The organism is Flexistipes sp., assembly GCF_036172515.1.
In the GTDB taxonomy this organism is placed as follows: domain Bacteria; phylum Chrysiogenota; class Deferribacteres; order Deferribacterales; family Flexistipitaceae; genus Flexistipes.
This window is the reverse complement of record NZ_JAXKVW010000003.1, coordinates 99,009-118,151: the sequence shown is the minus strand read 5'-3', so window position 1 is coordinate 118,151 and position 19,143 is coordinate 99,009. Positions and strand designations below refer to the sequence as shown.

Sequence of the window (19,143 nt, the reverse complement as noted above, 5' to 3'; positions counted from 1 at the left end):
TACTCCACCTCTTATTTATTGTCTATGCCGGCAAGCTTCACTAATAATTCAGCCGCCGGTTCTATCAGTCTGTCGTTAAAATCGTAAGCTGCATTGTGGCAGGCAATATTGTGCCCGTTACCGTCATCACTGCCTATAAGCGCATAAGCTCCGGGAATCTTTTCCAAATAATAACTGAAATCCTCCGAAGCCATAACAGGCATTTTTATATCGCTCTTCCAATTCTCCCCCAACGTGTTTTGCAAGCATTCTCTCATATATGCCGCAGAATCAGCATCATTTACTGTGGCACCGTAACGTTTTCTCAATTCCACTTCAGCTCTGACCCCATAAGCATCGGCAGTTTTCTCTGCAATATTCTTAATCATCTCGCCCACTCTGTCCCTCATCAGGGTATCTGAAATACGTATACTTCCTTCAATTCTTGAATGCTCCGGAATAGTGGTTAAGCCGCTTGGAGCTTCAAAAGATGTTACCGAAACAACTGCAGAGTCCTGCGGGGCAACCCGTCTGCTCACTATCTGCTGCAACGCTGTTACCACTGCTGATGCTGCCAGCACCGGATCTCTACAGATTTCAGGCTGACTTGAATGTCCGCCTTTACCGTAAAAGTCGATATGAAAAGTACCGTTTGCAGCCATGACCACACCGTCCGGGCAAGCTGCCTCACCAAATTTTATACCCGGCCAGTTATGCCAGCCGAAAATACAATCCACATCTTTCAGACACCCTTCTTCCAATATTCTCTTTGCTCCGTGTCCGCCTTCCTCACCCGGCTGAAATACCAAAGTTACAGGTCCGCCCAGCTTTTCCTCATTTTCTTTCAATATAAGAGCGGCAGCTATAAGGGCAGATGTATGTCCATCATGACCACAGGCATGCATAACCCCGGCATTTTGCGATTTATAAGGGGCTGCAGTTTTTTCATCAATAGCAAGCGCATCAATGTCCGCACGCAATGCCACATGTCTGCCTTTAGCTTCGGGTGCAAGCACAGCGATAGTTCCTGTTTCAGCACTCTTTTTCCATTGTATCCTATTATCTGTTAAAATTGCTCTTATATACGCAGATGTATTATACTCTTTCCATGCAGTTTCAGGCTGTGAATGAAGCTTGTGCCTCAACTCAACTGCAAATTTTAGTATTTCAGCCCGCTCTAATGACATTATACCACCCATCGGGAATATATTTTCAAAAGTACAACAACAAGCACTGTAAATAATTAAGGCCAACGTTGTTTGAAAACTGTCTGAATTACTGCCGACAGCTATTGATATACTTAATTTTGGTGCCTATTGATAAAACATAGCTTAACCCGTGTATCTTTCAATAGAAAAAACTCTTAATTGAAAAAACAAGTTAAATTTTAGTTTACATTGACATATTTTAAATATGAAAAATTTCAAGCACAATTATACTGTTTTATTTCATGTGTAAAATTATATTTTAATTGAATTAAGAGAGTGTTATCAAGCTTGCTCTCTATATTTTTTCTATATAATTTTATAATTAAAGTCAATAACAAAACGCAATATATAAATTTTTTTAAGTACTTCTTCAAAATTTAAGGTGTATACCGTAATGCGTGATACCGTGATGAGTAATGTGCGATGGATGATGGGTAAGAAAGAGGTAGTTGGAGGTGATTGAGGTAGTTGATGTTATTGAGGTAATAAGGGTCTTAGGGTAGTATGGTTTGTAGATGTATTAAATAAGTTAAAAGGTAATCGTGCAAACAATTATATCAACTTTCTAAATATCTGCCTCAATCTGGACTTTTCTCCTTGCTCCTAGGCCATGTAAGCTTAACGCTTAGCACCAACAAAATGTCATAGCTCCTAAAAAATGAGAGAGTTGCAATAAAATACAGCTTGAAAAAATCTGTTTATATTTTTATTGTACATTACCTGTTTAAGAATATTAAAAGTTTATAGAGAGATGGAAATGTTTAGAAAATTTGCGGAAAGGAATATAGTCGTTTTCGACGGCGGAATGGGCACCACAATTCAGAATGAATCAATCCCCGAAACATTATGGGGGGATTTTCATGGGTGTAATGAATACCTTAATATCAGTGCTCCGGAAATCATGAAAAATATTCACAGAAAGTATTTTCAGGCTGGAGCTGACGTTGCTGAGACAAACACTTTCGGTGCCACAAGACTGATTTTAAGTGAGTACGGCCTTGAAGATCAAGCATACGAAATAAATGTTGCCGGGGCGAAATTGGCCCGCGGGGCTGCCGATGAATTCTCCGATAAGTTTGTTTTCGGATCGATGGGCCCCGGAACTAAACTGCCCAGCCTTTCCCAGATATCATTTGACGATTTGTACGAAATGTATAAAGAGCAGTCAAAAGGTCTGATAGATGGGGGCGTCGACGGATTAATCGTGGAAACTTCGCAGGATTTATTGCAGATAAAGGCCGCTTTGAAAGCGATTTTTGATAACCTTGAAGAATTAAAAATCGATTTACCGGTAAGTGTTTCGGTAACTGTTGAGAATACAGGCACAATGCTTGTAGGCTCTGACATTTCAGCAGCCGCTGCACTCATCGGCTCCTATCCGGTATTTTCTTTGGGGCTGAATTGCGGCCTGGGGCCGGATATGATGCATAAACCACTCAGCGAACTTACCAAATACTGGAACAGAAGTGTATCATGCATACCTAATGCAGGTCTGCCTGAAAATGTTAACGGGAAAACCGTTTACACGATGACACCCGGGAAGATGGCTGAAATATTCAAAGGATTGCTGGATGAATTGCCGCTGAATATTATCGGTGGGTGCTGCGGTACCGGTTACGAACATATAAAACAACTGAAAAATATAGCAAAATCTTTTCATCCTTTAAAACCTTCCGGGACAGCTGCAGGTCTGTCATCAAGTCTATACACATCCACTTCACTGACACAGACACCACCTCCTGCTATAATAGGTGAGAGGGCAAATGCCAACGGCAGTAAAGCTTTCAGAGAATTATTGTTAAACAACGATTATGAGGGAATGTTAAATGTCGCCAAAGAGCAGGAAGACGCCGGAGCCCATTTTATCGATGTTTGTGTTGCATATGCAGGGCGAGATGAAATGTTTGATATGCAGCATTTTGTCAGCTTATTAAATAAAACCCTTTCCGCTCCCATTGTAATTGACTCAACGGAGCCTCCGGTGATAGAAACTGCTCTTAAAAATTATTCGGGAAAACCCATTATCAATTCAATAAACCTTGAAGACGGCGGTGGCAAGCTGCACAAAATACTTAAGCTTGTTCAAGACTACCCTGCCAACGTTATCGCTCTTACTATTGATGAAAACGGCATGGCAATGACAGCAGATGAGAAATTTAAAATTGCTGAAAAGATTTATAATATATGGACTAAACAATACAATCTTGCTCCTGAAGGGCTGATATTCGACCCGCTGACTTTCTCCATCGGAAGCGGAGATACTTCCCTTAAGTTTGCAGCTGTGGAAACATTAAACGCCATAAAAATGATAAAAGACAGATTGAAAGGAGCAAAAACGGTATTGGGAGTCAGCAATGTTTCATTCGGACTATCCAAAGAAAGCAGGATTTTTCTAAACGCCGTTTTTCTGGAAGAAGCAGTGGAAAACGGTCTGGATATGGCGATTGTCCATGCATCGAAACTTATTAATCTATCCTCTATGGATAAACATGAAATAAATTTGTGCAAAAATCTGATTTACGGTCGTGAAAATGGACTTAATAAATTTATTAACCATTTTTCAGGCAAAAGCCTGCAAAGCGAAGAAGAAGTTGAAGAAGATATAACCGAAGAAGAAGCTCTGGTTAAAAAGCTTAAAAAAGGTAATAAAAAGGACCTTGAAAAAGTAATAGACACTCTTCTGCAAAAATACAAACCTTTTGAAATAATTAATGACATTCTGATGCCCGGAATGAAAGAGATCGGAGAACTCTTCGGCAGCGGCAAAATGCTCCTGCCTTTTGTACTTCAGTCTGCTGAAGTCATGAAGAAATCTGTCACCTATCTGGAAAAATTTATTAACAAAGAAGACACGGAAACAAAAGGTAAAGTCATTTTGGCCACTGTAAAAGGTGATGTGCATGACATAGGTAAAAACCTTGTGGAAATTATTTTATCCAATAACGGTTACGAAGTGTATAATTTGGGAATAAAGGTTCCTGTCGATGAAATGATTGAAAGGGCGAAAGAGGTAAAAGCGGATGCAATAGGTATGAGCGGTTTGCTTGTCAAATCCACCGGCATAATGAAGGAAAATATAGCTGAGATAGCTCAAATGCAACTGGACACAACCGTTCTGCTGGGCGGTGCCGCACTTACTGAAGGGTTTGTAAAAAACGAATGTGAGCCGCTTCTTGAGGGAAAAGTACACTACTGTGCAGATGCTTTTTCTGCTCTTAAATACCTGAAAACAAAACCATCCCAAAGAAGAAAAATTTCAGGAAAACCACAGATTAATCAAGTAAAATCAGATACAACAGGCGACGAGCAAACAAGAAACGATCTGAGTACGGACGATATACCTATCCCGCCTTTCTGGGGCAGCAAAATTGAAGAGAATATTGATATTAACGATGCGTTGAAGTTTATGAACAGGCAGACCCTTTATAAAACACGATGGGGCTATAAAAAGAGCAGTGCAAGTACCGAAGCAGAATATATGAAATTATTAAAAGATGAAGCTGACAGTGAATACAACGAGATACTGCTAAAACTTAACAATGAAATCAAAATTAATCCTAAAGTAAGTTATGGATATTTCAAGTGCCAGAGCAGTGAGGAAACATTAAAAATATATGATGAAGACGAGAAACTGCTCGCTGATGTTGTTTTCCCGAGAAGTTCCAAACCACCGTTTCTCAGTATTCCTGACTATTTCAAGGACCACAAATCAGGGGAATTTGATGTTTTACCGCTGCAAATCGTAACCCTCGGAAATGAACCGGCGGAGTACACAAAACAATTGAAAGAAAACCACAGCTACAAGAAATATTTTCTTCTTCACGGCTTCTTTACAGAACTAACAGAAGCTTTGGCGGAATTCTGGCATAAAAGGATAAGAGAAGAACTTAAAATAGATAATAAGGACTCCGGTTCTATTGACGGAATACTTAACGCAAAATACCGAGGCCTGCGCTACAGTTTCGGTTATCCATCATGTCCGGATCTGTATGGAAATAAAATTATTGGTGATCTGCTTTCAATGGAGAAAATAAATATCAGCCTGACTGAGACTTATCAGATGGTGCCAGAGTTTAGTACAAGTGCACTCATCGTTCACAACCCGACGGCTGAATATTTTACGCTGTGAATTTAAAGTATTTGAGGTGCCAACCGCGCACATCCCGCCCACCAAATTGTGGCGGGATGCTTGGTATTTGAGGTAGTTACTGCTGTGAAGTTACCGGCTGAGTTTACTAATAACAAATATACCACTCAACTAATATACCAATACACCACACAACAAATTTATTCATCCGGATGCAGTACAGCGTGCAGAAACTCTTTAGTTCTCTCTTCTTTCGGCTCCGTCAATATGTCAGCCGGCGACCCCTGCTCCACAATCGATCCGCCATCGATAAAACATACCCTGTCAGACACCTGTCTGGCAAAAGGAATCTCGTGCGTAACAAGAAGCATAGTAAATTCATGCTGCTCAGCCAGCTGACGGATTACCTGTAAAACTTCACCAACAAGCTCCGGATCAAGTGCAGAAGTCGGTTCATCAAAAAGCAGAATTTTAGGTCTCATAGCCAAAGACCTGGCTATACCAACGCGCTGCTGCTGCCCACCGGAAAGCTGTGCGGGAAATTTATCCGCCTGATCAGACAGCCCCACCAATTCAAGAAGCTCATCAGCCCTTTCGACAGCTTCCTTTTTTGAAAGCCCCAGCACCCTTATAGGTGCCTCCGTCAGATTACGGCGAACTGTCATATGCGGAAACAGGTTAAACTGCTGGAAAACCATTCCGAGCTTTGAGCGCATTTTTCTCAAATGTTGTTGGCTTGCAGGGATAAGCTTGCCGTTGCGTTCTTCATGCCATAATGGCTCACCGTCAACATAAACCACACCACCATTTATTGGCTCCAATGTCATCAAAATCCTGAGTATCGTTGATTTACCGGAACCCGAAGGTCCAATAATCGTTACCATCTCATTAGGCTGGACCTCAAACTCAAGCTCATCTAGAACCACCACATCACCGAATTTTTTTGTAACTTTATCAAATTTAATCATAGGTTCGCTCATTTTTACCTCGCTTATTTAAGTGGTATTCCGCTCTTGGGAAGTTTCATATCTATAAAACGCACTAAGAATGATGACAGCAGTGTTAATATAAGATACAGTCCCCCTACCAAAGAAAGAGGAACGAGATAATTATAAGTTCTGTCTCCGATAATTCTGGCCAGGGTCATCATTTCCAGAACAGTGACAACACTTAAGATGGGGACATCTTTCATAATTGAAACAAGATAATTCCCCAGCGCCGGTATAATACGTGGTACAGCCTGGGGCAGAATAATATGAAAAAAACCATAAGCAGGTGGTAAGTTTAAAGCTTTAAGTGCCTCGTGCTGCCCCCATGGCACCGCTTCCAGCCCGCCTCTGTAAACTTCGGCACAATATGCGCTGTACTGCAAACCAAGCGCAACAGCTCCGGCAACAAATGCCGGAAGAGTAATCCCGGTAAGCTGAGGGAGAACATAAAAAACAAAAAACAACTGTATAAGCAGCGGGGTGTCCCGCAAAAATTCAATAACAAATGCAGCCGGATAGCTGATTATCTTCAACGGTGCTCCCTTTAAGGCTGCCAATATCAAACCGATAATCATTGCCAAAATAAAACCCACAACTGTAGCTTTTAATGTTGTAACAAGCCCTATCAGTAAAATAGGTAGAATAGACGCTGCAAAAGCAAGATTTGAAGTTGTAACCCATTCAATCCCGTATAACATCACTTACCTCCCGCTGCACGGCGCCAGGTTCCAACATACTGGCTTAGCATTTTAAGCATACCTGCCAGTACCAGAGCCATACCGAAGTACATAAAAAGAGCCAGTGTATAGACCACGGCACTTTCCTGTGTTAGATTTCTAAGCCTTTCCGAGACAAAGGCCAAATCCGATATTGTAATAAGAGAAACCAAAGCGGTATCCTTCAAATTTTGAATGGCAAGATTGCCAAAAGGCGGCATCATTTCAGGTATTGCCTGAGGCAGAGCGATACGCCATAATGTTTGTTTGGGAGTAAAATTGAGAGCAGTAGCCGCTTCGTATTGTTTTTTAGATACTGCCTGTATGGCACCCCGCACAACCTCAGCGCCATATGCACCTATATTTGCAGATAATGCCAGAATTCCCGCAATAACAGGCGGAATACGAGTATCAACTCCCATAAACTGGCCTACCAGAGGTAAAGCATAAAACAGCCAAAACATCTGCACCAGCAAAGAAGTGCCCCTGAAGACTTCAATATATGTAACGGAGGGGACTTTAAAATACCAGTGCCGGGAAAGCTTTCCGAGTCCAAACATAAAAGAAAAGATGGCTCCGAGAATGGTGGAATAGAACGTTAACTTAACAGTAATCCATGCCCCATCCATCATTGGTCCCAAATAATCTATCCAGTTCATTCATCCCTCCGCTACCCTGTATGCAGGGATATAATAAGAAAGCGCCCGGCTTTTTAAAACCGGGCGCCTATGTGATACAGTTTTACTTAAATACCTTCTCCGGAGCAAAGCTCTTTAGTAGTATGTTTAAAAGAACCTTCTATGTCAGCAGGTGTAAATCCGTTTTTCTCGAGAATATTTCTCCACTCATCAGTCTTTTTAAACTTTTTCAGCTCTTTACTGAACGCTAAGCGAAAATCATCGGATCCTTTATTAAAGGTAAAGCTGCCCCAGCTACGGATCTCTTTACCATCTATCACAGGATCTACAAAAGGATCGGCCAGTTCAACTTTATCACTCTTCTTCGCCAAATTAGCTGCAGTAAGTCCTGTTGCAGCATAAGCATCGGCTCTTCCTGTGGCTACAGTTGAAATAGCGTCAGCATTTGTCTGAATCATAACCATTTGTGACTGTGGGACATCAATCTCCTGAAGCATTTCAAGCTGATCGGCACCAGCCATAATGGCAACTTTCAGATCTTCACGCTTAGCAAAGTCCCTATGTGAATGAATATCTTTAGGATTTCCGGCTTTCACCAGCAGTCCTTCACCATAGGAGGAATTGGGCACTGTAGCATAATCCACCTGTTTACAACGCGGAGGCAGAATGGCCTGCTCTGCTGCCGCCATATCAAAACGATTTGCTTTTAAGCCGGGGATCAGAGAACTGAAACTTGTTACAACCCACTGAATATCTTCAATACCCATTCTTTTCAATACCGCTCTGGCAACTTCCGGTCCGGCTCCCATTGCATTACCGCCTGCATCTACATAACCGTAGGGGATTTCATTTGCAGTGGCAACACGAACAAATCCTCTTTCTTTAATGTCCTCAAGTGTAACCTGGGCTGAAGCAACACCAGCTGATAAAAGTGCAAACAACCCTACTGCTAAGAAGCTGATTCCTAACTTTCTGAATTTGTTAAACATAATCACGTACCTCCTTTACTCGCTTTTTTCTAAGCGGCTCTTTAAACCGTCTTATCCATACAATGTATATTAAAACCTTTGCCGTTATCCGCAAAGACTTTATATTCAGCAGTTAGTCAGTTAAAGTATAACATCTATTTTCATGATAGCATAATATAATTGTTTTATATAAAAAAAAACAGGGTTTGTCAAATTGTTTAAACCGACTTTATTCCAAAAACTATTGGTATATTTAAGAAAATATAAAGTGAATTTTATAACCATTCAAAATTAAACAAATATAAAAAATATTTTATATCCCGCAGGAAACCGGGGTTTTAATCAATTATAATTCAATTGTGACAGATGGGGTATCAGGAACAGACACCCCAAATCAAATATCATTAAAAACAAGACCTGTCTGTAATTTCGGATAAAAATAAGTGGATTTTTGCGGCATCACATATCCATTTTCAGAAATTTCTCTGACAACTTCAATAGGTACACCGTTCAATATGAATCCGACTGCTTTATTTTTTTCAGCTGCTTCACGTACTTTCTCCTCGCTCTGCATAAAAGAAATGCCTTCTTTATTAAGAAGTTTATCTTCGGAAAAGCCCATGACACCTTTTAAGATAAGTTCCTGAAGGATATAAGTGTCAACTCTTCGGTAAACGGGGTGAAGTTTTTCATAATCGTCGTCCTTAATTGACAGACCGTAATATTTGTCCCCGTAAACCATTACTATCTTGCAATTCTCTTTCTTATTCAGAAACTTCTCATAGCGGGTATGCTCAATCTCCTCAACTACAAAATAATTCTCAAGCTTCTCAAAAAACACTTTTTCGTCAAATTTATCATCTATATCAACCACTCTGTGAGTGGGAAATATCTTTAGACCTTCGTCATAAAAATTGACAAACATCATCATTGCAAAGTCGTAAGGCTTTAACTCATCTGCTGCATCTTTGTTCTGCTTTCTGAAAAAGTCCCTCAGATTAAGAGAGGTCTCGTACCTGTGATGCCCATCAGCAATATAAATAGATTTGTTTGACATAAACCTGGATATTTTATTAACAATATCCTGATCCTGTATAAGCCATAAAGAATTCTTGACGCCGTCATCATCAACTGCTGAAGCTGCAGGCATCGTCTTCTTCGCACTGGCAAAAGCCTTTTCCAGCTCATTTTCCTTATCCAGATAAAGTCCGAAAATCTGGCTGAAGTTCGCTTTGCAAGCCTTCATCAGCTCGTATCGGTCTTTTTTGGGTCCGGCCAACGTCTTTTCATGGGGGAAAACTTTCCCTTTACCAAATTCTTCCAGCTTCATCAAACCAACAAAACCGGTCCTGACATATTTTTTGCCTTCGTACCTGTACTCCTGCTCATAAACGTAAAATGACGGCACATCATCTTTTACCAGGACTTTTTCCGATTTCCATTGATTGTAGAGTTTACCGGCATTATTGTACTTGTTTTTGCCCTCGGGCAGAATAAGATGGACAACGTTATACGGTGATTTTGTTTTAAAGCTCTCTCTTTCACTCTCGCTTATCACATCATAGGGGGGTGAAACAACATGTTTCAAAAGGGCTTTTTCCAGATTGTATCTTACTCCTCTAAAAGGTCTAACGGTAACCACAATTAACCTCCCGTTATTTGCATATTATTCTGGCAAACTTACGTTTACCAACTTTTAAAGTATATTCTCCGGCTGCCGGGCTCATCTCAATATCACTGATTTTCTCCCCGTTCACAGATACAGCCCCCTGCTTGGCAAGCCTTCTGGCATCACTGTTGCTTGAAGCAAAATTCAGCTTTCTTATTATCTCCAGCATACTTTCACCATTAACTTCCAAAACAGGCATATCCTCCGGATTTTCCCTTTTGGAGAACACCCTTTCAAAATCCGATTTGGCTTTTTCTGCTGCACTTTTATCGTGGAATTTTTCCACAATTTCACATGCAAAATCCTTTTTCACATCCATCGGATGCAGCCTGCCGTTTTTGATGTCCTTTTTTAAATCTTCTATGGATTTCATACTTCTGTCGCTCAGTAAAAGCATGTAGCGGAACATAAGCTCATCTGAAATAGACATAAGTTTACCAAACATATCCGATGGACTTTCGGTAATACCTACATAATTGTTTAAAGATTTACTCATCTTCTGCACACCGTCAAGACCTTCAAGTATAGGCATAGTCAAAGCGATTTGGGATTCCTGCCCGTAGGCCTTCTGAATTTCTCTTCCCACAAGAAGGTTGAATTTCTGATCAGTCCCCCCTAACTCTACGTCTGCCCTTAAAGCAACAGAGTCATAAGCCTGAACCAAAGGATATAAAAACTCATGAATACTAATTGACCTGTTGGATTTATAGCGCTTGTTAAAATCATCCCTTTCCAGCATTCTTGCAACGGTGTGCTGTGAAGCCAGCTTAATCATGTCCGCGGCAGTCATCTTATTCATCCAGTGACTGTTGAAAGCAATCTCCGTTTTCTCCGGATCCAGTATTTTAAAAACCTGCTCTTTATACGTTTCAGCATTTTTCACTATTTCTTCCCTCGTCAAAGCCTTTCTGGTTTCAGACTTTCCTGAAGGATCACCTATCATACCGGTAAAATCACCTATTAGAAAAATCACCTGGTGTCCCAGTTCCTGAAAATGTTTTAACTTTTGTATCAGCACTGTGTGTCCAAGATGCAAATCGGGAGCTGTCGGATCGAAACCGGCTTTTACCCTGAGAGGCTTCTCTTCTTTTATAGATTTCTCTATCTTTCTAACCAGTTCTTCTTCAACGATAACCTCTTCAGCCCCTCTTTTTATGTGCTGAAGCTGATCTTTTAAAGGCAACAAATTCTCCTCCTACAAATACATTTTATTCAGATAAATATCAATAATCCTGTTACCATAGAAAATATAAAAAATTGTTGCAAGAGAAATAAAGGGGCCGAAGGGAATTGGGAAGTTCCGGCTTTTTTTCCAAACAATAAACGGCAGTCCCACAATTACGCCTGCGAGCGAACTGAAAAATAATATAAAAAACAAAGGTTTAAAGCCGAGAAATGCACCGATCATTGCAAAAAGTTTCAAATCGCCGCCGCCCATGCCCTCTTTTTTTGTCAGAATATAATAAACGAATGAAGGAACCCACAGAATCAAAAAACCAGCAGCAGCTCCGATGACAGAATTGATTATACCCGGATTGAAAAAAAATGATAGTATTAAACCGGCACCGATGCCGCCAATGGATATTTCATCCGGAATTATCCCGCACTCATATTTTTCATCGAATGCGGTAAACAGATCTGTAAAAGCAGCGGCAAGTAACAAAAAAACAAAAATAAGATATTTTATCAGGATAAGGCTGAAACCGATTTTAATATAAACAGATAAAAATAAAAATGCTGTAACAAACTCCACCAGAGGATACTTAAGTGAAATTTTTTCACCGCAATTCCGGCATTTACCCCTGAGTAAAATAAAGCTGAGCAGGGGGATATTGTCGTAAAACCTGATTTTGGATGCACATGCAGGGCAGCTTGAAGACGGTGTTACTATGGAAACCCCGTCAGGCAAACGTGCAATAAGTACATTCATAAAACTTCCGAAAATTAAGCCGAGTATAAAAACAAGGGTAGGAATCATCTGAAAATTTTATCCGGTCTTACTAAAATATAATTTTTTGTGTTTTGTTAAGTGACAGTACCTAAAGATATAAAGACCAAAAATATTCAAAGGTAAAATAAAAACTTTGCTGCTGCTAAACGTCATTATCCACCCCTTCTGCAGACAAAAAGACTAAACCGTGCTTGTCGGCAAATTTCACACACTCTTCAAAATCCACAACAAAAGTTTTGCCGGCCTCAACAGCCAATACAGAGCCGTTATTATCTGCGATTTTCTTCAATGTGTCAATACCGACTGTAGGTACGTCAAACCGTTCGTCCTGCCGGGGTTTTGCTGTTTTTACAACGACTGCTTTCCCGCGGGCTAACCTGCACCCGCGCTCAATCGCAGCATCTGTGCCTTCTATGGCTTCCACGGCCATAACAGCTTTATTTTTAACCACCACAGTCTGACCGATGTCAAGCCTTCCCAGCTCAATGGCAGAATCCAGGCCGAACCGGATATCCTCCAACTGTTTTTTATCCGGTTTCTTTTTGGTGAACACCCCTTTGCCGGCAAGAAGACTTTTTAGTATCTCCGTTTGTTTTAAAACCTTTATCCCTTCATTTTTCAAAAGGTCAACCACGGCAAGCATAATCGTGTCATCCTTCCTGTCCTTAAGGTTTAATAATGTTTTTACAGCGAGCATGTCAAATTTCAGATTACTGTAAATGAGCTCTTTGGTTATTTTTCCGGCAAAAAGGACACTCTTAATGTCCTCTTCCTTTAAAATTTTCAGAATTTTTTTTATTTGTGTAACACTCACAGTATAAATTTTTCTGCTGTAAGGGGAAAGATTTTCGGAGACAGACTCGGACAATGATATAATAAGAACATCATGACCATTTGCCGACAATACTTTGGCAGCAATCAGAGATATTTTACCATAACCGGCGATCAGGCCTATTTTCAAACAGATACCTCACATCGGCCTTCTTTTTTACTGATTATTTCATCAACTTTAAGAGCAAGTTTAAGAGATCTGAGCTCATGTTCAACAGGTATCATTCTTACTACATTTCCTTTGACACAATCCACAAAATGCCTTATCTCAAGCATCAGCGGATTATCCTTGTAGACAAACAGCCTTTCGGTAATATACTCATTTTTGTATCTGAGCTCCCTCTCTCCGAATATATGCTGTGATGAACCTTTACGGTAAATATTTATATCCTGATTTGTGTAATCCAGAAATACAAAAGTGTCTTCCTGGCTGATACTGAGGGTCCTGTCCTTTTTCTGCGTTATACGGCTTACAATAATATTGGCAACTGCATTGTTTTCAAAAATAAGATTTACCGAAGCAAAATCAGGCAGATTGGAATAAACTTTGCTTCCTTTTGCCTCAACATCTATTACATCTTTACCGACAATGTTAAGTATAATATCAATGTCATGTATCATCAAATCCAATATAATACTGTCATTCTTCACCCTTTCATCATATGGCCCCACTCTCCTTGACTCTATGAGAAAAGGATTCCTGACGATTTTTTTCAGTTCCTGAACAGCACCGTTAAACCTTTCCACGTGCCCGATATGCAGAGTGAGCCCCCGTTGTCTGGCTATTTCAAAAAGCTCCTGGGCTTCTTCAATGTTTGTAGTAATCGGTTTTTCCACAAGCACATGTTTATCGGCCAGAAGGCAGTCCTTAACAATCTGATGGTGGTATTTAGTCGGCGCAGCCACCGTGACAGCATCCACCTTATCCAGAATTTCTCTGTAATCTGTGGACCCGGCAACATTGTGGTGTTCAAGTGTTTTATCCAGTACCTCTTTGTTAACATCGCTGAGGGCAGAAAGCTCAATATCTCTGATGGTTTCATACAGGTTCAGATGATATTTCCCCATTCTTCCTAATCCGATTAAACCCATTTTCAACATAACTATCTCCTTAATACCCCGCGTTTTGAATTCTTTAAAAATTCTGCAAATTCTTTCACTTCTGCAGAATCAGCCACTTTAACTATTTCGTTGACTGCATCGTCCATCAGATATTCTTTATTTAAAAAGATTTTCATAACCTTTTTTAGACTGCTCAACTGCTCTTTTTTAAAACCGCTTCTCCTCAAGCCGACTGAATTTAACCCGTGTATCTTTGCAGGATTTCCTTCAGCCAGGCAGAAAGGGGGTACGTCCTTGGCAATTCTTGAAAATCCGCCTATCATAGCACCCTTGCCAATTTTGACAAACTGGTGTATTCCGGCCATTCCGCCGAATACAACATTATCCCCGACAGAAACATGTCCGGACAATCCGACAAAAGACGTGATTATTACATTATTGCCCACTTTACAGTCATGCCCTATATGCGAAGTGGCCATAATATAACAGTTATCACCTATTTCAGTGACCCAGTCCTCTTTTGTGCTTGCCCTGTGTATAGTGGAAAACTCTCTTATAGTACAGTTTTTCCCGATAATTAATCTGGTGGCTTCATTTTTGAACCCGATATCCTGAGGAGCTCCACCTATATGAACATTAGGGGAAAGTACAGTGTTATCCCCGATTTCCGTATACGCTTCCACAATGCTGTTTCTGCCGATTCTGACATTTTCACCTATTATGCAGCCCTCACCTATAAATGCTCCGGCTTCCACCTGAGCACTCTCTGCAACGACTGCGTCGGAACTTATCTGGGCACCCTTGTCTATCATTCTTTCTCCCTGATCATGGCCATAAACTCAGCTTCGCAAACAGTTTCTCCTTTTACAGAAGCAACCCCTTTCATACGCCAGATATTTCTTTTACGTTTAAGCAGCTCCGCATCCAATATCAAGTTATCACCGGGAACAACAGGTTTTCTGAATTTTACATTTTCTATAGCCATAAAATAAACAAGATAATTGTTCACGTTATCTTCATCTATCCTGTTAAAGGCCATAAGCCCACCCGTCTGGGCAAGTGCCTCAACAATAAGAACACCCGGCATCACGGGATTATCCGGAAAATGACCTTGAAAAAACTGCTCATTAAATGTTACATTTTTCAAAGCTTTGATCTTATCTTCATCTGCTTCCAACACCCTGTCCACAAGCAGAAAAGGATACCTGTGAGGCAGTCTGGATAAAATATCTTTAATGTTCATTTTTCCTCTTCCTCTTTTTTCTTCATATACCTGACAACTTTATATAAATCTTTGAAAGCGGTTACATTTCTCCGCCAAAGTTTGTGGTCCACAACAGGGATGCCTGAATATATACCTTTCTTTTCTATATCAGATGCCACCCCGGATTTGGAACCAATCATAGTTCCATCCGGGATATTAACATGGTCGGCCACTGCAGTCTGTCCACCCAGAACAACAAAGTCTCCTATACGGCTGCTGCCAGCAATACCAGCCTGTGCAACAATTATACAATGCTTACCGATTTTTACATTATGTCCAACCTGGACAAGGTTGTCAATTTTCGTCCCCTCCCCGATAACAGTGGAAGATAGTGTACCTTTATCCACTGAGCAGTTGGAACCTATTTCTACATTATCCTCTATAACAACACGCCCAATATGTTTGATTTTCAGATGTCCCTGTTTCGTATTTACAAATCCGAAACCATCTGAACCGACAACCGTTCCTGCATGAATAATCACATTGTTACCTATAATACAGTTGTCATATATTGTTACATTGGGGTAAATTGTACAGTTATCACCAACTGAAACATTATTTCCTATTACTGCGCCGGACTTAATTTTGCAGCATCTGCCGATTTTACTTGAGGCACCAATACTGACATTATCTCCAATACAGGCATCTCCCGCAATTACAGCATCTTTTTCCACATAAGCGGACTCTGAAATAAACCCGGCCTGCTGATCATCCGGATAAAAAATATCGATAATGCATTTTAAAGCATACTTATAATCATCCACAACAATTGCAGACTTATGAAAAAGATTACTATATTTATCAAACAGTTTTGCAGGCACCACAAAAGCGGAAACGTTTTCAGTGTCATACATCTCAAGCATTTTTATGTCAGTCAGGAGTACAAGCGAATTATCAGCTGTTTCGTTAATATCGGAGATATTCCCGACTTCTGCATCTTCACCTGAAAGCCTGGCACCGATTTTTTCGGCAATAAAACTAAGCTTCATGATTAATTGTTTTCCGCATTCCATTCATTATTATATCTTTCAATCACAATAGGAGTAATGTCCACCGTTTCCGAGTTATGAATAATACCGGCTTCCTGCTTTTCCATAATTATATCATATTTAAGCTCTTTACCGAGCTCTCTGACAACCTGTGTCAAATCTTCGGCAATCCTGTTAACATATGACCTTTCCTGCCTCTGCAATTCTGCATTTGAATCCTCTATCATTCTTTTTAAATCCTTCAGTTTATCCTGATACTCTGCCATTTTGTTTTGTTTTGCCTGCTCGGAAAGTACACCGCTTTGACTGTTGAGCTCTGTCTGCATATTTTGCAGCTCTTCTCTTTTTTTCTGAATCTTTTCCTGCATCTCTTTGTACTCTTGCTCTATTTTCTTAGCTGCTGCCTTACCTGCATCACACTCATCCAGAGCTTTCTGCATGTCCACAACACCCACTTTGAGTTCAGCAAAAGCCATTGATGACAACACAAAAATAAACATGAAACTGATTACTGCTATTTTCCTCACAATTACCTCCTGATTTATATTAATTTTTTAAAACGTCCCGCCTATTGAAAAATCCCACTGGGCTTGCTCTTCATCCTTTTTCTTATCCAGTTTGTAGCCATATTCTAACCTAAGAGGGCCTATAGGGCTGAACCAGCGGAAACCAAATCCCACTGAACTTCTCATATCTTTTTCAAAATAACTTTCATCATTGTCATATACCTGACCGGTATCGTAAAAAAGTACACCTTTCAGGTTAGCCGCTTCGGAAAGAGGAAAAATTAGCTCTGCATTGAAAAGCAGGAATTTGTTTCCACCATACTCATAGCCGTTTTCATCAACCGGGGAAATATCTCCGTAATCAAATCCTCTGACGCTTTGCATTCCGCCTAATCTGTACCGCTCATCTATGGGAAGTTTTTTATCATCCAGTGACTCCATATATCCTGCCTCACCGTGCAGCATACCAACAAACTTCCACCAGAGGGGCACATACTGACTTGATTCAATACCGGCTTTGTAAAAATTACTGTCTCCGCCCAGAAACGTATCCGCATATTTTACAAACAAACTTGACTTGTTTCCTCGTGTGGGATCAACAGGATGGTTTAATGTATTCCATACAAGCTTCGGAGTAAAACTTACGGTGGTTGTTATGCCTTCTTGATCCTTGATATACTGTGAAGCGTCATCATCAATAGAAGTTATATCAACTTTCTCATAGGCAAAACGGTAATACATATTAAGTTTTCTTTTAATAATGGGATGCCCTATTCTTAATGCACCGCCTGTAGAATCTTTTGTATATTCGTAATAACTCCGTCTGAATTTATACAAGTCAAACCCGAATGAGATAGGCCTGTCAAAAAGCCACTGATTAGTAAAACTTAATGTATAGTCTGTTCTCTTTGAGGAGAACTCTGATTTCAGGCTCAAATCATAGCCATATCCCAGCAGATTTTTCTGTGAAACCTGTATCATTCCCACAGCACCGTCCAGAGTTGAATATCCTGCACCTATGGTAAACATACCTGTGGGTTTTTCATTAACAGACAAATTTAAATTTATACTGTTATTGTCAATTCTCTCTTCCACCAGCTTCACCTGTTCAAAATAGTTTAGATATTCAATTTGTTTTTTGGACTGTTGAATTTCCAAACTGTCATACTTGTCTTTTTCAACGATATCAAACTGCCTTCTGATAACCCTGTCCCGGGTTTTTGTATTGCCGGTTATTTTTATTTTATTAATATAATACAGGTTATTTTCCGTAATTTTATAGGTTATATTAACCTTTCTGGTACTTTCATTAACAGAAGTTGACGGATTAACATTAGAATAAGCGTATCCAATCTTGGTAAACGCCTTTGTTAAAGACTCGATATCTTTCTGAAACTTCTCACTTTTAAAAAGATCCCCCTCTTTAAGGGTAATGACTTTTCCCAAATATTCATCTGTCCGATGCTCATTTCCTTCAAAGCGGATTTCACCTATATGATACTGTTTGCCTTCCTGGATTCGAAAAACAAGGGTAATTTCCGTTTTATCCTCATTATATATAACTTCAGGTTTTCCCACTTTAGCCTGAATATATCCGTTATTAAGATAAGTGGCCCTTATCCGCTGTCTGTCAAGATCCAGCTGCTGTGATTTCAGCTTACCGCTGCCCGTGAACCATGAAAAGAACCCCTTTTCACTTGTCTGAATAATATCTTCCAACTTATCATCAGAGATATTGTCATTACCGTAAAATTTTATCTCCTCGACCTTTGCTTCTTTCCTTTCATTAATAGTAAATATAATATCAACAGTATTGTCAGGTCTCTGCTCTATAGAAAAATTCACATCAACATTATAATAATTTCTGTCCTGATATTCAGCTATTATCGTTTTTACTGCATTTTCAATAGCAGGTTTCTCAAAAACATCACCTTCTGAAATAGATAATTTTTCCAGCAGGGCTCCCCTGTCGATTTCCTCATTCCCTTCAAAATAGATATCATTAATAAACGGCTTTTCCTCTACAATATATGTTACAATCACCTTTTCGGTAACCTTCAGATCAACCTTTATGTTAACAAAAAGACCCGTCTTATACAAACGTCCGATTGATTTATCGATTTCAGCCAGATCAAACTCAGAGCCCACCTGCACAGCCTTTTCAAGAACCTTCTCATCAGGGACTCTTTTATTGCCTTTCACCACAACCTTATCAATGGTGGCAGCATTAACCGTAAAAGCTGCAGCCAGAACTATTAAAACAATCTTCAAATAAAGTCTCATAAA

Annotated in this window: 16 protein-coding genes; 1 reads left to right on the top strand and 15 read right to left on the bottom strand. The window is 40.0% G+C overall.

Annotation, left to right across the window (positions count from 1 at the left end; translation table 11 throughout):
- Positions 1–11 precede the first annotated feature (11 nt).
- On the bottom strand, positions 12–1,166 hold the full coding sequence (gene doeB2, locus UMU13_RS03585) for a N(2)-acetyl-L-2,4-diaminobutanoate deacetylase DoeB2 (RefSeq protein WP_328217202.1): 1,155 nt from the start codon (positions 1,164–1,166) through the stop codon (positions 12–14).
- Positions 1,167–1,944: 778 nt separating this feature from the next.
- On the opposite strand from doeB2, the gene metH reads away from it, so the two are divergent.
- On the top strand, positions 1,945–5,316 hold the full coding sequence (metH, locus tag UMU13_RS03580; protein WP_328217200.1) for a methionine synthase: 3,372 nt from the start codon (positions 1,945–1,947) through the stop codon (positions 5,314–5,316).
- 158 nt (positions 5,317–5,474) lie between these two features.
- Here metH and ehuA read toward each other — a convergent pair whose 3' ends face one another.
- The 14 genes from ehuA to bamA all read right to left on the bottom strand — a co-directional run bounded on the left by ehuA (position 5,475) and on the right by bamA (position 19,140).
- Positions 5,475–6,254 carry an ectoine/hydroxyectoine ABC transporter ATP-binding protein EhuA gene (gene ehuA, locus UMU13_RS03575; protein WP_328217199.1) on the bottom strand — a complete coding sequence of 260 codons (780 nt, stop codon included), beginning with the start codon at positions 6,252–6,254 and terminating at the stop codon, positions 5,475–5,477.
- Between the two features lie 11 nt (positions 6,255–6,265).
- The gene (ehuD, locus tag UMU13_RS03570; RefSeq protein WP_328217198.1) at positions 6,266–6,961 is read right to left on the bottom strand and encodes an ectoine/hydroxyectoine ABC transporter permease subunit EhuD; all 696 of its coding nucleotides are present in this window, start codon (positions 6,959–6,961) and stop codon (positions 6,266–6,268) included.
- Positions 6,961–7,638 (bottom strand): ectoine/hydroxyectoine ABC transporter permease subunit EhuC, encoded by a 678-nt coding sequence (gene ehuC / locus UMU13_RS03565; RefSeq protein ID WP_328217197.1) that lies wholly within the window; start codon positions 7,636–7,638, stop codon positions 6,961–6,963. The genes ehuD and ehuC overlap by 1 nt, the downstream gene beginning before the upstream one ends.
- An 86-nt stretch (positions 7,639–7,724) precedes the next feature.
- A complete protein-coding gene (ehuB, locus tag UMU13_RS03560) occupies positions 7,725–8,606 on the bottom strand; it encodes an ectoine/hydroxyectoine ABC transporter substrate-binding protein EhuB (protein WP_328217196.1) in 882 nt (293 codons plus the stop codon).
- A 373-nt stretch (positions 8,607–8,979) separates the two neighbouring features.
- On the bottom strand, positions 8,980–10,227 hold the full coding sequence (locus UMU13_RS03555; RefSeq protein ID WP_328217195.1) for a DUF1015 domain-containing protein: 1,248 nt from the start codon (positions 10,225–10,227) through the stop codon (positions 8,980–8,982).
- A 13-nt stretch (positions 10,228–10,240) separates the two neighbouring features.
- Positions 10,241–11,440 carry a tyrosine--tRNA ligase gene (tyrS, locus tag UMU13_RS03550; RefSeq protein ID WP_328217194.1) on the bottom strand — a complete coding sequence of 400 codons (1,200 nt, stop codon included), beginning with the start codon at positions 11,438–11,440 and terminating at the stop codon, positions 10,241–10,243.
- Positions 11,441–11,449: 9 nt separating this feature from the next.
- Positions 11,450–12,232 carry a prepilin peptidase gene (locus tag UMU13_RS03545; protein ID WP_328217193.1) on the bottom strand — a complete coding sequence of 261 codons (783 nt, stop codon included), beginning with the start codon at positions 12,230–12,232 and terminating at the stop codon, positions 11,450–11,452.
- A gap of 115 nt (positions 12,233–12,347) precedes the next feature.
- Entirely contained in the window at positions 12,348–13,166 is an 819-nt protein-coding gene (locus UMU13_RS03540; RefSeq protein ID WP_328217192.1) for an LpxI family protein, read from the bottom strand.
- The gene (locus UMU13_RS03535; RefSeq protein WP_013887031.1) at positions 13,163–14,137 is read right to left on the bottom strand and encodes a Gfo/Idh/MocA family protein; all 975 of its coding nucleotides are present in this window, start codon (positions 14,135–14,137) and stop codon (positions 13,163–13,165) included. The genes UMU13_RS03540 and UMU13_RS03535 overlap by 4 nt, the downstream gene beginning before the upstream one ends.
- A gap of 2 nt (positions 14,138–14,139) precedes the next feature.
- Entirely contained in the window at positions 14,140–14,910 is a 771-nt protein-coding gene (gene lpxA, locus UMU13_RS03530; RefSeq protein WP_328217191.1) for an acyl-ACP--UDP-N-acetylglucosamine O-acyltransferase, read from the bottom strand.
- Positions 14,907–15,341, bottom strand: a complete 435-nt coding sequence (gene fabZ / locus UMU13_RS03525) for a 3-hydroxyacyl-ACP dehydratase FabZ (protein ID WP_328217190.1) — start codon at positions 15,339–15,341, stop codon at positions 14,907–14,909. The genes lpxA and fabZ overlap by 4 nt, the downstream gene beginning before the upstream one ends.
- Positions 15,338–16,351, bottom strand: coding sequence for a UDP-3-O-(3-hydroxymyristoyl)glucosamine N-acyltransferase (gene lpxD / locus UMU13_RS03520; protein WP_328217189.1), 1,014 nt, complete (start codon positions 16,349–16,351; stop codon positions 15,338–15,340). Before lpxD ends, fabZ begins: the two co-directional genes overlap by 4 nt.
- 2 nt (positions 16,352–16,353) lie before the next feature.
- Positions 16,354–16,878: an OmpH family outer membrane protein gene (locus UMU13_RS03515; protein WP_328217188.1), complete on the bottom strand. Its 525-nt coding sequence runs from the start codon at positions 16,876–16,878 to the stop codon at positions 16,354–16,356.
- A 27-nt stretch (positions 16,879–16,905) separates the two neighbouring features.
- The gene (gene bamA / locus UMU13_RS03510; RefSeq protein WP_328217186.1) at positions 16,906–19,140 is read right to left on the bottom strand and encodes an outer membrane protein assembly factor BamA; all 2,235 of its coding nucleotides are present in this window, start codon (positions 19,138–19,140) and stop codon (positions 16,906–16,908) included.
- Positions 19,141–19,143 lie beyond the last annotated feature (3 nt).